The organism is Dankookia sp. P2 (assembly GCF_050632255.1).
Classification (GTDB): domain Bacteria; phylum Pseudomonadota; class Alphaproteobacteria; order Acetobacterales; family Acetobacteraceae; genus Paracraurococcus.
Genome location: NZ_CP192581.1, coordinates 2,764,793 through 2,778,594, shown reverse-complemented (window position 1 = coordinate 2,778,594; position 13,802 = coordinate 2,764,793). Strand labels below are relative to the sequence as shown.

The following is a 13,802-nucleotide window of genomic DNA, read 5'->3' as shown; positions in this document are numbered from 1 at the left end:
TGGTATCGGCTCAGCCCATGCCGGGCGGCGGGTCGCAGGGCGTGGTGCCCATCGGCCCGGGGACCGAGAGCTCGAGGATCTCCACGTCATCCGAGGTGGCGATCTCGTTGTGCTTCATCCCGCCGGGGATCAGGCCGCTGTCGCCCGCCTCCATGCGGTGCTGCGAGCCGTCCTCGAATTCCAGCGTGACCCAGCCCTTGAGCACGTAGATGAACTGCGCCTCGCAGTGGTGGACGTGCCAGCCGGTCGGCTCGGTCATGCCGGTGACGGCTTCCATCACCTGCGCCCGCACCGCGCCGTCGGTGGCATCCGCCACGCCGAGGTCGCGGTACTTGAAGAAGCGCCGGCGGCCGGCGACCGGCGGGCTGTCCGCCTTCTTGGTGATCTTCAGCTTGTAGCCGGGGCGCGCGGCGCCCGGAACGCTGCCATCCATGGGACATCCTCCTGCGGTGTCTGCGCACCGGTCCGGGAAGGCTACACCCGGCCGGGCGCGCGGCAAGTGGATTTCCCGCGCGCCGGCCGGCCGCCGCTGCGCTACGCCTGCCCCGCCACCCGGAGTTCCCGACTTGCCCCTCAGCCGCCCCCGCCTCATCCCTCACCTCGCCCTGGCCCTCCTGCTCGGCGGCCACCAGGCCCTGGCCGGCGACCTCGTCGTCACCCTGCGCGACGTCGCCTCGGCCGAGGGCATGGTCCGCGTCGCCGCCTGCCCGCCGGACGGCTATCCGGAGGGGACCTGCCGCTTCATCGCCCGCGCCCCGGCCCGTCCCGGCCCGATGCAGTTCCGCATCGCCGGCCTGCCGGAAGGCCGCTTCGGCGTCTCCGCCTTCCACGACGCCGATGGCGACGGCCGGCTGGGCAAGGACTGGCTCGGCCGGCCGACCGAGGCGGTGGGCTTCGGCAACGACGCGCCGATCGGCCGCTTCGGCCCGCCGGGCTTCGATGCGGCGAGCATCGCCATCCCCGCCGCCGGGGAGGTCCGCACGCAGGTGACGCTGCGCTACCGCTGAGGGCGCCGCCAACCCGCGCTTAACCCTTCCGCGCTAGAGGCTGCCGGTCGCGCGATCCCGCGCAGGAGCCCCGGGCCCTTGGCCGAACCCGTTCCGCCGCCCTCGCCGCGGCAGGCGATGCTGGCGCAGCTGGCCGGCGCGCTGTCCGCCCTGGGCGAGAAGATGCGGGTCCAGCAGCAGGCCGCCATCGATGTCTGCGCCATGGGCATGCGGGCCGAGGAGATCGCCCGCAGCACCCGCACCCTGGCCTTCGACCGCCGCGCGGCGCCCGCGGAGGGGCTGCGGGCGCTGAGCGGCGAGCTCGACGAGTTCGCCGCCGAGATGCAGGCGGCCGCCGAGCGGGTGCAGCGGGACAGCCTGCTCGGCCGCGCGGTGGCGGAGGCGCTGGGCGGCCATGCCGCCGACCTCGTCGCCCTGGCGCGCCAGCGGAGGGGGCGGCGGACCGGCCGCCATCCGCGCCCGGCTGCGGCCGCTGGTGGCGACGCTCGACGCCCTGCCGGTCCGCATGAAGGCGAGCCGGGAGCGCACCGCCGAGGTCGGCGCCCTGGCCGAACGGGCGAGGGAGGCGGCATCGCGGGCCGGCGCGCTGGTGGCCGCCGCCGGCCCCGGCCGGCAGGACGCGATGCTGGCGCTGTCGCGCGCGCTCGGCCGGCTGGCCGAGGATGCGGCGGCCGTCTCGGCGCAGCTTGCGGCCGATGCCGCCCTGGCGGTCCGGGTGGCTGAGGACATGGCCGGCCAGGCCGCCGGCCTCTCCGGCGAACCGCCTGCCACGGACCCGGCCGCGGCGCTGTCCCGGGTGATCAGCGAAGGGCATGCCCTGGCCCAGGCGAAGGCGGGCGCGGCGGCGCCGGGCGGCGGCCGATCCTGGATCGGGGCGATGCACTGGGATCGCGGCCGCGGCGGGCGCTGAGCCGCGCCGGGTCACGTGTTCCGGCTTTCGTCCGGCCGGATGAAATGTGATGGTGTTGATGCATTCCTTGGTATGATTATCGCCCGAAAGTTGCGCGGTGGTGCAGGCGACTGACCCGCCCGGCAACGCGTGTCCTTGGGTGCCCCGTCCATGAACGTCATCCCGCTGTCGGCTGCCTGGCATGGCGGCGGCATCACCGCCTCGGATCGCCAAAGCGCCGCGCGGTTCGTCTTCTCCCGCCCCGGCTGGCGGACCGCCGACCGGCTGCATCCGCGCCATGGCCGGTGCCTCGAGATTTGCGTCGAGCGGCCGAATTTCGATCCGCCGTTGCGCTGGCAGCTGGTCCGGGCGCAGGCCTGCATCCTCGTCGAGGGGACCGAGGGCACCCACGACAGCGGCCCGCACCGCACCGCGCATGACGCGCTGCTGGCGATCTGGGAGGATGCCGAGAGGATCGCCGCCGGCCCGCGGCCGCAGCCGCTGCTCCTGCTCTGCGGGCTCGACCCGCGGACCGCCGCCGACCTGCAGGACATCGCGGCGGTGGCGGGCTTCGAGGCGCTGGTCCTGCCGGAAGCCGGGCTGGAGGCAGCCATCGCCGCGGCGGCCCGGCCGGCGGCGGCGGTGGTCGACCTGCAGCTCCACCCCTCCGGCGCCGATGGCCGCGGCGTCGTCCGGCTGCTGCGCCGGGCCAGGCCGGCGCTGCCGGTTCTGGTCCTGACGGTGCATGCGCCGACCGCGCCCGAGGCGGACCTGCATGGCCTGGGCGGCCCGACCCAGCGGGAGCGGCGGCCGCACGACGCGGACCGGGTGCTGCACTGGCTGCTCGGCGTCTACGAAGCCGAGGGCGACGACCCGGCCTGAGCCGGGCGCGGCGCCGGCGCTCCGTCCTGGCGCGGTCGCGACCTGCCGCCCCGCGCAACGGACCAGCCGGCCCGGCGTTCGGCTGCGGTGGCCGATCTCCGGCCCGGAGGCGCCTCCACCCCCATGTCCGACACGCCTCCCCCGCCCGGGCATCCGCCGCGGCCAACGCCCGCGGCGTCGCCGCCGCCGGCGTCCCGGGCTCCGGCCTGCAGCTGCTGCAGGGTGCGCTGCTGATCGGCGCCGTGCTCTATTTCGGCCGGGAGTTGCTGATCCCGCTGGTCCTCGCGGTCCTGCTCTCCTTCGTGCTGGCGCCGGTGGCGCGGCTGCTGCGGCGGGTGCACCTGCCGCGCGCCGCCTCGGTGCTGGTCGCCGTCACCCTGGCCGGCGCCGTCATCCTCGGGATGGGCGCGCTGGTCGGTGGCCAGGCGACCTCCCTGGCCGAGAACCTGCCGGCCTACCAGGGCGCCGTGATGGACAAGGTCGGCCGGCTGCAGGCCTCGGGGCGGGCTGCTCGACCGGCTCACCGACACGCTGCAGCAGATGGGCCATTCCGGCACTGCGGAGAAGCCGGCCGCGCCCGCCCGGCCGCGCGCCGCGCCCAGCCTGCCGACCGCCACCGACCCTATCCCGGTCGAGATCCACACCCCGGCGCCGACGGCCTTCGAGGTGCTGCAGCGGGTCGCCGAGCCGCTGCTCGGCCCGCTGGCCACCGCCGGCATCGTCGCCATCCTGGTGATCTTCATCCTGCTCTACCGGGAGGACCTGCGCGACCGGCTGATCCGCCTCGCCGGCGCCCGCGACCTGCACCGGACCATGGCGGCGATGGATGACGCGGCCTACCGGCTGTCCCGCTTCTTCCTGGCGCAGACCGGGATGAACACCGCCTTCGGCCTGTTCGTCGCCGCCGCGCTCTGGGCGATCGGCATCCCCAATCCCTTGCTCTGGGGCTTCGTCGCCGGGCTGATGCGCTTCGTCCCCTTCATCGGCGTCTTCATCACCATCACCGGGCCGGTGCTGCTGGCGCTCGCGGTCGATCCCGGCTGGGGCACGCTGGTCTGGGTGCTGGCGCTGTTCGCCCTGAGCGAGCTGCTGATGGGCCAGGTGCTGGAGCCGCTGGTCTTCGGCCATTCGACCGGGCTTTCCCCATCGCGGTGATCGCCGCGGCGACCTTCTGGACCTGGCTCTGGGGGCCGATCGGGCTGCTGCTGGCGGTGCCGCTGACGGTCTGCCTGGTGGTGCTCGGGCGGCACGTGGACCGGCTGGAATTCCTCGAGGTCATGCTGGGCGACAGTCCGCCGCTCGACCCGGAGGAGACCTTCTACCAGCGGGCCCTGGCCGGCGATGCCGACGCGCTGGCCGAGCAGGCCGACAAGTGCCTGAAGGAGAAGTCGCTGGCCGAATTCCTCGACGGCGTCGCCCTGCCGGCGCTGCGGCTGGCCCAGGCGGATGCGGTGCATGGCGCGCTGTCGCCGGACCGCCGCGACGCGCTGCAGCGGAGCGTCGAGCTGCTGATCGAGGACCTGGAGGAGGCGGAGGAGCTGCAGCCGGAGGGTGGCGCGGCGGCCGAGGCGCCGCCCGCGGTGCCGGCGACCTGGCACGTGCCGGGGGCGGTGCTGTGCCTGCCCGGGCGCGGGCCGTTCGACGCGCTGGCGGCGGTGATGCTCGGCCAGGTGCTGCAGCGCCGCGGCTTCGGGGTGCAGATCGGCGGCCTCGCGGCCGGGCCGGGCGCGCCGCCGAAGCTGCTCTGTCTTTGCCTGATCGAGGGTGGCAGCAGCGCGGCCACGGCACGCTACCTGCTGCGACGGGCGCGACGGCGATTGCCGGGCACGCCGGCCCTGGCCCTGGCCTGGGGGCCGGAATCGGACGGGACGCTGTCGGCCGCGCTGAGGGCGGAGAGCCAGGCGCAGCCGTTGCTGCTGGCCAGCAGCCTGGCCGAGGCGCTGGACCTGGCGGCGGAGCAGGCCGGCCAGGCCGCGCCGCCGGTGCTGACGACGCCGGCGCCGCGGCCCGAGGCGCCGCGCCAGGAGCCCGACCTGGGCGTGGTGGCGGCGCCCGCCTGAGAAGATAATAGCCGGGGGCGGGGCGCTGCGGCTCAGGCCGCCTGCTTCGCGCCGCCGATGATTTCCAGCGCGCGGTTGATGCGGGCCAGGAAGTCCGGTGCCTGGCGGAAGGAGAGCACGACCTCCCGCACGTCGCTCCGCACCACGCGCGCGGCGACCGGGTCGGGGCTGCCGGGCAGGGTGAGCTCGACCTCGCAGCCGACCGGCAGCGTCGAGGGGTAGCCGCGCAGCGCGACCCTGCCGCGGGAGATGTCGACGATCCGGACCTCCACGGCGGCGCTGCCGGCCTGGGCGGCACGCAACCGGGCGCGGGCATCCCCGCCCGGGATGCGCTCCCAACGGCGGCGCTCCTTCGCATCCACCTTGCGCATGGCGTCGAGGAAGTCGTCGACCTCGCCGCGCAGGGTCGTGGTCACCCCGGACATGCTCTCGGAGGCGCGGCGGACGCTGGCGCCGGCGGTGATCGCCTCCCCGGCCAGGGAGGAGACCTCCCGCATGCGGTCATTCGTGCCGGCGGTCGCCGCCGCGGTCGCCGCCACCTGCGCGGCGATCCCGGCGGTCGCGACGCGCTGCGCCTCGACCGCCGTGGCGATCGCCGCCGCGATGTCGCTGATCAGGTCGATGCCCGCCGCCATCTCGCCGACCGCGGCGACGGCGGTGCCGGTCGCGCCACGGATCGCGGCGACCTGCCGGCCAATCTGCTCGGTCGCCTGGGCGGTCTGCGCGGCAAGCTGCTTCACCTCGCTCGCCACTACCGCGAAGCCCTTGCCGGCCTCCCCGGCGCGCGCGGCCTCGATCGTCGCGTTGAGGGCGAGGAGGTTGGTCTGGCTGGCGATGTCGGCGATCAGGCGGACCACCTCGCCGATCTCGCTGGCGGCGGTGGAGAGCCCTTCACGGTCTCGTCCGTCGCCCGGGCGCGCGCCACCGCGCGCCGCGCGGCCTCGGTCGATTCGGCGACCCGGCGGGCGATCTCGTTGGCGCTCTCGGTCAGCGATTCGGTCGCGCCGGCGACGCCGCCGAGGGTCTGTGCCGCCTCGGTCGCCTGGGCGGCGGTGCTGTCGGCCCGTGCCTGGGTCCGGCCGGCGAGTTCGGCAACGCCGGCGCCGACCGCGCGCATCTCGTCCGCCGAGACGGCGAGCGAGCGCAGCACGGCGGAGATCGCCGAACTGAACTCGACCGTATGGCGGTCCATCGCCGCCACCTGCCGCTCCCGCGCCGACTGCTCGGCGACCGCCTGCTCGGCCAGCCGGCGGTTCTCGAGACCCTGCGCGCGGAAGCCCTCGAGCGCCCGGACGAGGTCGCCGATCTCGTCCTGCCGCCCGGCGCCGGGCGAGGCGACCGCGAGGTCGCCCCTGGCCATGGCGGTGGTGGCCCTGGTCGCCGCGCGCAGCGGCCCGACCACGCCGCGCGCCACCCGCCAGGCCAGCAGGCCGACCAGCAGCCCGGCACCCGTCAGGGCGGCGATGTTGCGCCAGGCCAGCGACCAAGTCTCCGCCGCGAGATCGTCGACATAGACGCCGGTGCCGACGACCCAGCCCCAGGGCGCGAAGCCGGCGACGTAGGAGAGCTTGTCGACCGGCGGCGCCCTCGCCGCGGCGCCGGGGCGCGGCCATTGGTAGCGCACCGTCCCGGCGCCGTCACGCCGCACCGTCTCGGTGAATGCGACGAAGAGCGGGAAGCCGTTCGGATCCTTGAACCCGCTCAGGTCGTGGCCTTCGAGGTCAGGCCGGAAAGGATGCATGACCATGCGCGGCGCGAGGTCGTTGATCCAGACATACTCGTTGCCGCGATAGCGAATGGCGCGGATCGCCGCCGCCGCCTCGTGCTGCGCGGTGGCGCGGTCGAGCCGTCCCTCGCGCTCCTCCGCCTCGAACCGGGCGGCGGTGGCGAGGGCGGTGTCGACCACGCCCTGCAGCAGGGCGACGCGGTCGCGCTGCAGCAGGGAGGCCGCCTCATGGGTCGCCAGCCCTGCCAGCATGCAGAGCCCGAGCATGGCGATGGCGGTGATGGCATGGACGCGGTGCGAGATGGTCAAGCGGAGCTGCATGAGGCGGTCCATGAACGACGGACCGAGCCTAGCGGCGGCGGGCTTGAGGGCCGGTTAAGGCAGGGCCGCCCCGTGCTTCAGATCCGCTGCACCGGTACCCGCCAGGCCAGCCAGCTGCCGGCCGCGACCAGCAGCGCCGCCCCGCCGAAGGCAGCGCGAAAGGCGGTGGTCAGCCCTTCCCGCAGCGCCAGCCGCTCGGCCTCCGGCAGGCCGGGCAGCAGGCCCGGGCCTTCCCGCACCAGCCGGCCGAACAGCGCCGCGGCCTCCGGGTCGCCCGCCGCCAGCGTGCCGAACAGCAGGGCGCCGAGCAGCGTGGTGGCGATGGCGGCGCCGAGGGTGCGGGAGAACTGCACCGACCCTGCCGCGGCGCCGAGCCAGGCCGGCCCGGCCGCCACCTGCACGGTGATCTGCGAGGTGGGGTAGGAGCATCCGGTGCCGAAGGAGACCGAGGCGAAGAGCAGCGCCAGCCAGGGCTGCGGCAGGACCGGCGCCAGCCAGGCCACCCCGAGCAGCGCCACGGCGGCGAGCGCCAGGCCGAACCCCGCGATCGGCATGCCCATCCCGGTCCGGGTCATCAGCCGCCCCGCGGTCAGCCCGCCCATCGCCCCGCCGAGCGAGAGCGGCAGCAGCATCAGCCCGGCCGTGGCCGGGGCAGGCCGCGCACGCTCTGCAGCCAGATCGGCAGGAAGGTGACGAGGCCGACCAGCGCGCCATGGGCGCAGCCGGTCAGCAGGTTGCTGCGCAGGATGGTCGGCTCGGCCAGCAGGCCGAGCGGCAGCAGCGGGTCGCGCGCCCGCCTTTCCTGCCGCAGCAGCAGGACCAGGGCGAGCCCGGCCACAGCCGCCAGGCCGAGGACCAGCGGCAGGCCGGCCAGGCTCAGCCGCTGCGCCGCCTGCAGCGCCAGCAGCGCCGGGGTGACGAAGGCGGCGAACAGGACGACCCCGGCGACATCCAGCTTGAAGCCGGCACCGCTGCCCGGCCGGGCCGGGATGCGCAGCGCCAGCCCCCAGGCGAGCGCGCTCAGCGGCAGCATGGCCCAGAAGACCCCGCGCCAGCCGAAGCCCTGCGCCAGCCAGCCACCCAGCAGCGGGCCGAGCAGCGAGGCGGTGGTGAAGCTGGCGACGATGTAGGCCTGGAAGCGGCCGCGCTCGCGCGGCGGCACGGCTTCCGCGATCAGGGCCATGGCGAGCGTCGCCAGCCCGCCGCCGCCGAGGCCCTGCAGCAGCCGCCCCCGATCAGCGCGGCGAAGCTGGGCGCGGTGGCCGAGACCAGGGCGCCGGCGGCCTGGATGGCGAGGGCCACGAACAGCATGCGGCGCCGGCCATGCGCATCGCCCAGCCGGCCGAAGACCGGGGCGGCGACGGTGGCCGCGATCAGCCAGGCGACGACGACCCAGGAGATGCGTTCCACCGCGCCGAGGCTGCCGGCGATGGCGGGGAGCGCGGTCGCCACGATGGTCTGGTCGATGGCGGCGATGATGATGGCGGGCGCGATGCCGGGGAAGCTGCGGAGGAAGGCGGCGCGCAGCGCAGCCGGACTCATGCTCGCCGGCGCCGGGTCGGCGTTGTCACGCGGGTTCATGCGGTGGGCTGGGGTCCGAGGCGGGACCGGGCAGGGGAGGGCATCGGCGCCGGCTTGTCCAGTCGTCCGACCAAAGGATTGGGGAGGGAAACCGGCATTCCCTCCCAAAGCCCCACCCTTCCCTTTCGGGGGTCGGGTGCTGCCGCGCGGTGGGTGCCGGACTCGGGAAAATAGAGGAGGGTCCAGGGAGGATACCTCCTCCCCGGCCTTGGCTTCCGGCTGCCCGGTCAGACGACGCTGCTGCGCCCCATCTCCAGGAACTTCTCCCGCCGTCGCGCCCGCAGCGTGGCGCCGTCATGCGCCAGCAGCGGCTCCAGGCTCTCCCAGACCTTGTCGCCGACCGCGCGCAGCGCCGCCTCGGGGTCGCGATGGGCGCCGCCCATGGGCTCCGGCACCACGGCGTCCACCAGGTTCAGCCGGCGCAGGTCCTCGGCGGTGAGCTTCAGCGCCTCCGGCCGCCGCCGGGGCCTGTGCCGCGTCGCGCCACAATATGCTGGCGCAGCCTTCCGGGCTGATCACCGAATAGATCGAGTGCTCCAGCATCAGCACCCGGTCGGCCGCAGCCAGGGCGATGGCGCCGCCCGAGCCGCCCTCGCCGATGATGGTGGCGACGAAGGGGACGGGCGCCTCGAGTCCCGCCTCGATCGACCGCGCGATCGCCTCGGCCTGGCCGCGCGCCTCGGCCTCGATGCCCGGGAAGGCGCCGGCGGTGTCGACGAAGGAGAGGATGGGCAGGCCGAAGCGGCCGGCCAGCTCCATGATCCGCCGCGCCTTGCGGTAGCCCTCCGGCCGCGCCATGCCGAAATCATGCTTCACCCGCCCCTCGGTATCGGCGCCCTTCTCGGTGCCGAGCACGGCCACCGCGCGGCCGCGGAAGCGGCCGAGCCCGCCGACCACCGCTGCATCGTCGGCAAAGGCGCGGTCGCCGGCCAGGGGGTCCATTCCTCGATATGGGCGCGGATGTAGTCGAGGCATTTCGGCCGGTCCGGGTGCCGGGCGACCAGGGCTCTTCTGCCAGGGGCTGAGCTTCGCATAGGTGGTCTTCAGCAGGGACTGCGCCTTGTCGCGCAGCTTGCCGACCTCCTCCGCCACGTCGATGCCGCCGGCATCGGTGGTGCGGCGCAGCTCCTCGATCTTGCCTTCCGAGCTCGGCGATGGGTTTTTCGAAGTCGAGGAAGTGGCGCATCGGGTCCCTGTGGCGCGGCGCGGTGGGCCAGGCGGATGGCGGACGGGGACCGCCGCGGCGCGCGGGGCTGCTGCGCCGCGTGCCTTGCCCCCGTGCCGGGGTTAGCGGAAAAGCACCGGCGGCGGAAGCGGTGACGGCGGCCTGCCACCGGGGGTGGCGGCGCGCGGCGGAATATCCTGGCACCGCCGCGGCCCCGGCGCGGCAGGCTGCGCCGGGCCAGGAGGATCGCATGACGGCCGGGCAGGATTGGCAGGCGACGAACCGCGCCCTGTGGGACGAAAGGGTGGGCATCCATCTCGGCCCGGGCGGCTACGACCTCGCCCCGCTGCGGGCCGGCCGGGGCCGGCTGGACGCGATCGTCGAGGCCGAGCTCGGCCCGGTCGCCGGGCTGCGGGTGCTGCACCTGCAATGCCATTTCGGCGCGGACACGCTGACGCTCGCGCAGCGCGGGGCGCAGGCGGTCGGGCTCGACTTCTCCCGCGCGGCCATCGCGGCGGCGCGGGCGCTGGCGGCGGAACTCGGCCTCGGCGACCGGGCCCGCTTCGTCGAGGCCGATCTCACCCAGGCGGCCGCGGCGCTGGCCGAGCCGGCCGGCTTCGACCTGGTCTTCGTCACCTGGGGGGCGCTGTGCTGGCTGCCGGACCTGGCCGGCTGGGCGCGGATCGTGGCCGGGGCGCTGCGGCCCGGCGGCCGGCTCTACCTCGCCGAGGGGCATCCCACGGCCTATGTCTTCGACGACCAGGCGTCGAGCCGGATGCCCGGCCGGCCCGGCTGGCTGGTGCCCTATTTCCAGCGCGAGGCGGTGATCTACGAGGCGGCCGGGGACTATGCCGACCCCGGCGCGGCGCCGGCGCACCGGACGGAGACGGTCTGGATGCACCCGCTGGCCGAGGTGGTGGGCGCGTTGCGCGGGGCCGGGCTGGCGCTCGACTGGCTGCACGAGCATCCGCGGGTCACCTGGCGGATGTTCGGCAGCTTGGTGCGGGATGCCGAGGGGCTCTGGGCCTGGCCGGACCGGCCCTGGCTGCCGCTGGCCTATTCGCTGGGGGGCGGTGAAGCCGTGACATCCGAGCTGCAGCGGCAGATATGCCCATAGTGGCCACGAAGGGTTCGGTGCCGGAAGTTCAGCCAGGCGACGCCAAGGCGCAGTCCTCGGCGGTGGTCGACCCCTTCGCCTAAGGGTCAGTCCCCGGCCGGCTCCGCCAGCGGGTGGTGCGTCTCGACCAGCGCCTTCAGCCGCTCCTCCAGCACCTTGGTGTAGATCTGCGTCGTGGCGATGTCGGCATGGCCGAGCAGCACCTGCAGGCTGCGCAGGTCGGCGCCATGCGCCAGCAGGTGGCTGGCGAAGGAATGCCGCAGCACATGCGGGCTGACCCGGTCCGGGTCGATCCCCGCCGCCAGCGCCGCATCCTTCAGCAGCAGCCCGAGCGCCTGGCGGGTCATGTGGCCGGAGGCCCCGCGCGCCGGGAACAGCCAGCGCAGCGCCCGCGGGCCGCTGGCGGAGGGCCGCCCGGTCCCGGCCAGGGCCTCCCGCGCCGCCAGCACCGCCTGCCGCGCCCGGTCGGAGACCGGCACCAGCCGTTCCCGCCCGCCCTTGCCGCGCACCGCCACCAGCGGCGCGTCCGGCCGCAGCGCCGAGGCCGGCAGCGCCACCAGCTCGCTGGCCCGGAGGCCGGAGCAATAGAGCAGCTCGACCGCCGCCGCCGCCTGCGGGCCGCGATGGCCGGGCAGGGCGGCGGCGCCGGCCAGCAGCGCCTCCACCTCCGCCTCGGTGATCGCGCGGGGCAGGCTGGCCGGGGCCTTCGGGCCTTCCAGCAACTCGGTCGGGTCGTCCGGCCGGATGCCTTCGCGGGCCAGGAAGCGGAAGAACTGCCGCAGCGCCGAGAGCCGCCGCGCCGCGGTGCGCGGCCGCAGGCCGAGATCGGTCAGCCGCCGCAGGTAGCCGCCCAGCACCTCCGGTCCGGCCTCCGCCGGTGCCGCGCCGGACTGGGCGCAGAAGCCGAAGAAGTCGACCAGGTCGGCATTGTAGGCCGCCAGCGTGTTGCGGGCGGCGCCACGCTCGGCCGCCAGCATCTCCAGGAAGGCTTCGAGGTGGCGGCCGGCCAAAGTTGCGGGCTAGCGGGTCTGGAACCGGTCGTTCGGCAGCACCCGCTCGACCGGCTTGGGGGTCACGGCGGGCGGGAAGGCCCCGACCACGACCAGCCCCACCGCGACCAGGGCGAGCAGGATCGCGGCGAGCAGCAGAATGGGCCGACGGAACATTGCGGGCGGGGTCCTCGCGCGGAAGCCGCGGTGTGCTAGCCTTGGGGACCGTGTCACGCAACATCGCCACCGCCTGCGCATCGTCCGGCCCGGGGACCGCCCCGCCCTCCGGCCCGCCTGCCGGCCCGACCCCCACCCCGGGCGCGTCCCAGGACTGGGACGCGCCCGAAGCCCTGCCCGCCGCCAGCGCTTGGCTGCAGGGCCGCAGCGTCGTGCTCGTCGGCATGCCGGGCTCGGGCAAGTCCTCGATCGGCCGGCGGCTGGCGCTGCGGCTCGGCCTGCCCTTCCTCGACGCCGATACCGAGATCGAGGCGGCGGCCGGCCTGCCGATCACCGAGATCTTCTCCCGCTACGGCGAGCCGCATTTCCGCGACGGCGAGCGCCGGGTGATCACCCGGCTGCTGGCCGGCCCGCCGGTGGTGCTGGCGACTGGCGGCGGCGCCTTCGCCGACGACCGCACCCGGGCGGCGATCCGCCGGTCGGGCGCCATCTCCGTCTGGCTGCGCTGCCGGCTGCCGGTGCTGATGCGACGGGTCGCCGGGCGCGACCACCGGCCGATGTTCCTCAACGCCGACCCCGCGGAGGTGCTCCAGCGGCTGATGACGGCGCGCCACCCCCTCTATGCCGAGGCAGACCTCGTGATCCAGTGCACCGATGAGAGCCCGGATTCCACCACCCGCCGGGTGCAGGAGACGCTGGAGGGCTGGACCCCGCCGGCCCGGCTGCCGGTGACGCTGGGGGAGCGCAGCTACGACATCGTGGTGGGGGAGGGCCTGCTGGAACGCGCCGGCGCGCTGCTGGCGCCCGTGCTGCCGGCCCGCCGCGTGGTGGTGGTGACCGACGAGAACGTCGCGCCGCTGCACCTGCCGGTGCTGCGGGCCGGCCTGGAGGAGGCGGGCTTCTCGACCCTGGCCGAGATCGTGGTGCCGCCTGGCGAGGCGAGCAAGGATTTCGCCACCCTGCAATCGGTGCTGGAGCAGATGCTGGGCGCCGGCGCCGATCGCCGCACGGCCGTCGTGGCGCTCGGCGGCGGCGTGGTCGGCGACCTCGCGGGCTTCGCGGCCTCCGTCGCGCTGCGCGGCCTGCCCTTCGTGCAGGTGCCGACCAGCCTGCTGGCCCAGGTGGACAGCAGCGTCGGCGGCAAGACCGGGATCAACCTCGCGCTCGGCAAGAACCTGGTCGGCGCCTTCCACCAGCCGCGCATCGTGCTGGCCGACATGGCGACGCTGCGCACCCTGCCGCCGCGCGAGCTGCGCGCCGGCTACGGGGAGGTGGCGAAGCACGGTCTGCTGTCCGGCGAGACGCTGTGGCGCTGGTGCGAGGCGCAGGGCCCGGCCCTGGTCGCCGGCGACGCCGCGGCCCAGGCCCATGCGGTGCTGGAGAGCTGCCGGCTGAAATCCGCGGTGGTCGCCGGCGACGAGCGGGAGGAGAGCGCCGAGGGCGGCCGCGCCCTGCTCAACCTCGGCCACACCTTCGGCCATGCGCTGGAATCGGAAAGCGGCTATGGCGGGCTGGTCCTGCATGGCGAGGCGGTGGGGGTCGGGCTCGGCCTCGCCGCGGCGCTCTCGGCCCGGCTCGGCCAGTGCAGCCAGGAACTGCCGGGGCGGGTGATCTCCCATCTCGAGGCCTGCGGCATGCCGGCGCGGATCCGCGACCTGCCGCGCAAGTATTCGACCGCGGCGCTGCTGGGGCGGATGCGGAAGGACAAGAAGGTGCGCGACGGGAGCTTGCGCTTCGTCCTGCTGCGCGGCCCGGGCGAGGCCTTCACCGCCGGCGACGTGCCCACCGCGATGGTCGAGAGCCTGCTGCGCGACGAGGGGGCGGAGGCCTGAGCGGCCACCCGCGGCTTACCCCGCGCGCCCAACCGCGTAGCCTCCCGCGCAGACCG

General features: G+C 75.3%; 15 protein-coding genes and 3 pseudogenes. 8 read left to right on the top strand and 10 right to left on the bottom strand.

The window, feature by feature from the left end; translation table 11 throughout:
• Positions 1 to 10: 10 nt before the first annotated feature.
• A complete protein-coding gene (locus ACQ86J_RS16455; protein ID WP_431271942.1) occupies positions 11 to 433 on the bottom strand; it encodes a cupin domain-containing protein in 423 nt (140 codons plus the stop codon).
• A gap of 133 nt (positions 434 to 566) precedes the next feature.
• Here ACQ86J_RS16455 and ACQ86J_RS16450 point away from each other — a divergent pair, with 133 nt between their 5' ends.
• Complete coding sequence (locus ACQ86J_RS16450; protein ID WP_431271941.1) at positions 567 to 1,007, top strand: DUF2141 domain-containing protein; 441 nt, start codon at positions 567 to 569, stop codon at positions 1,005 to 1,007.
• Positions 1,008 to 1,040: 33 nt separating this feature from the next.
• Here ACQ86J_RS16450 and ACQ86J_RS16445 read toward each other — a convergent pair whose 3' ends face one another.
• Complete coding sequence (locus tag ACQ86J_RS16445; protein WP_431271940.1) at positions 1,041 to 1,403, bottom strand: hypothetical protein; 363 nt, start codon at positions 1,401 to 1,403, stop codon at positions 1,041 to 1,043.
• Here ACQ86J_RS16445 and ACQ86J_RS16440 point away from each other — a divergent pair.
• The 5 genes and pseudogenes from ACQ86J_RS16440 to ACQ86J_RS16420 all read left to right on the top strand — a co-directional run bounded on the left by ACQ86J_RS16440 (position 1,402) and on the right by ACQ86J_RS16420 (position 4,838).
• The gene (locus ACQ86J_RS16440) at positions 1,402 to 1,917 is read left to right on the top strand and encodes a hypothetical protein (protein ID WP_431271939.1); all 516 of its coding nucleotides are present in this window, start codon (positions 1,402 to 1,404) and stop codon (positions 1,915 to 1,917) included. The genes ACQ86J_RS16445 and ACQ86J_RS16440 overlap by 2 nt on opposite strands.
• A gap of 150 nt (positions 1,918 to 2,067) precedes the next feature.
• On the top strand, positions 2,068 to 2,778 hold the full coding sequence (locus ACQ86J_RS16435) for a hypothetical protein (RefSeq protein ID WP_431271938.1): 711 nt from the start codon (positions 2,068 to 2,070) through the stop codon (positions 2,776 to 2,778).
• A gap of 242 nt (positions 2,779 to 3,020) precedes the next feature.
• Positions 3,021 to 3,212 (top strand): annotated as a pseudogene (locus tag ACQ86J_RS16430) (hypothetical protein); the annotation flags it as partial.
• A gap of 106 nt (positions 3,213 to 3,318) precedes the next feature.
• The gene (locus ACQ86J_RS16425) at positions 3,319 to 3,933 is read left to right on the top strand and encodes an AI-2E family transporter (protein WP_431271937.1); all 615 of its coding nucleotides are present in this window, start codon (positions 3,319 to 3,321) and stop codon (positions 3,931 to 3,933) included.
• The gene (locus ACQ86J_RS16420) at positions 3,930 to 4,838 is read left to right on the top strand and encodes a hypothetical protein (protein WP_431271936.1); all 909 of its coding nucleotides are present in this window, start codon (positions 3,930 to 3,932) and stop codon (positions 4,836 to 4,838) included. The genes ACQ86J_RS16425 and ACQ86J_RS16420 overlap by 4 nt, the downstream gene beginning before the upstream one ends.
• A 32-nt stretch (positions 4,839 to 4,870) precedes the next feature.
• Here the strand turns inward: ACQ86J_RS16420 and ACQ86J_RS16415 are convergent, their stop codons facing one another.
• The 6 genes and pseudogenes from ACQ86J_RS16415 to ACQ86J_RS16390 all read right to left on the bottom strand — a co-directional run.
• Positions 4,871 to 5,695 (bottom strand): methyl-accepting chemotaxis protein, encoded by an 825-nt coding sequence (locus tag ACQ86J_RS16415; RefSeq protein ID WP_431271935.1) that lies wholly within the window; start codon positions 5,693 to 5,695, stop codon positions 4,871 to 4,873.
• Entirely contained in the window at positions 5,683 to 6,885 is a 1,203-nt protein-coding gene (locus tag ACQ86J_RS16410) for a cache domain-containing protein (protein ID WP_431271934.1), read from the bottom strand. The genes ACQ86J_RS16415 and ACQ86J_RS16410 overlap by 13 nt, the downstream gene beginning before the upstream one ends.
• A 77-nt stretch (positions 6,886 to 6,962) precedes the next feature.
• Positions 6,963 to 7,517, bottom strand: a complete 555-nt coding sequence (locus ACQ86J_RS16405) for a hypothetical protein (protein WP_431271933.1) — start codon at positions 7,515 to 7,517, stop codon at positions 6,963 to 6,965.
• A pseudogene (locus ACQ86J_RS16400) lies at positions 7,517 to 8,427 on the bottom strand (MFS transporter). The gene ACQ86J_RS16405 and the pseudogene ACQ86J_RS16400 overlap by 1 nt, the downstream one beginning before the upstream one ends.
• A 266-nt stretch (positions 8,428 to 8,693) precedes the next feature.
• Positions 8,694 to 8,864 (bottom strand): hypothetical protein, encoded by a 171-nt coding sequence (locus ACQ86J_RS16395; protein ID WP_431271932.1) that lies wholly within the window; start codon positions 8,862 to 8,864, stop codon positions 8,694 to 8,696.
• A gap of 103 nt (positions 8,865 to 8,967) precedes the next feature.
• Positions 8,968 to 9,558 (bottom strand): annotated as a pseudogene (locus ACQ86J_RS16390) (carboxyl transferase domain-containing protein); the annotation flags it as partial.
• Between the two features lie 323 nt (positions 9,559 to 9,881).
• Here ACQ86J_RS16390 and ACQ86J_RS16385 point away from each other — a divergent pair.
• Positions 9,882 to 10,748 (top strand): class I SAM-dependent methyltransferase, encoded by an 867-nt coding sequence (locus ACQ86J_RS16385; RefSeq protein WP_431271931.1) that lies wholly within the window; start codon positions 9,882 to 9,884, stop codon positions 10,746 to 10,748.
• A gap of 86 nt (positions 10,749 to 10,834) precedes the next feature.
• On the opposite strand, the gene ACQ86J_RS16380 is transcribed toward ACQ86J_RS16385, so the two are convergent.
• Together ACQ86J_RS16380 and ACQ86J_RS16375 are read right to left on the bottom strand one after the other, a co-directional pair.
• Positions 10,835 to 11,725 carry a tyrosine recombinase gene (locus ACQ86J_RS16380; protein ID WP_431272429.1) on the bottom strand — a complete coding sequence of 297 codons (891 nt, stop codon included), beginning with the start codon at positions 11,723 to 11,725 and terminating at the stop codon, positions 10,835 to 10,837.
• 42 nt (positions 11,726 to 11,767) lie between these two features.
• Positions 11,768 to 11,914, bottom strand: a complete 147-nt coding sequence (locus tag ACQ86J_RS16375) for a hypothetical protein (protein WP_431271930.1) — start codon at positions 11,912 to 11,914, stop codon at positions 11,768 to 11,770.
• 50 nt (positions 11,915 to 11,964) lie between these two features.
• On the opposite strand from ACQ86J_RS16375, the gene aroB reads away from it, so the two are divergent.
• Positions 11,965 to 13,746 carry a 3-dehydroquinate synthase gene (gene aroB / locus ACQ86J_RS16370; protein WP_431271929.1) on the top strand — a complete coding sequence of 594 codons (1,782 nt, stop codon included), beginning with the start codon at positions 11,965 to 11,967 and terminating at the stop codon, positions 13,744 to 13,746.
• Positions 13,747 to 13,802: the final 56 nt, after the last annotated feature.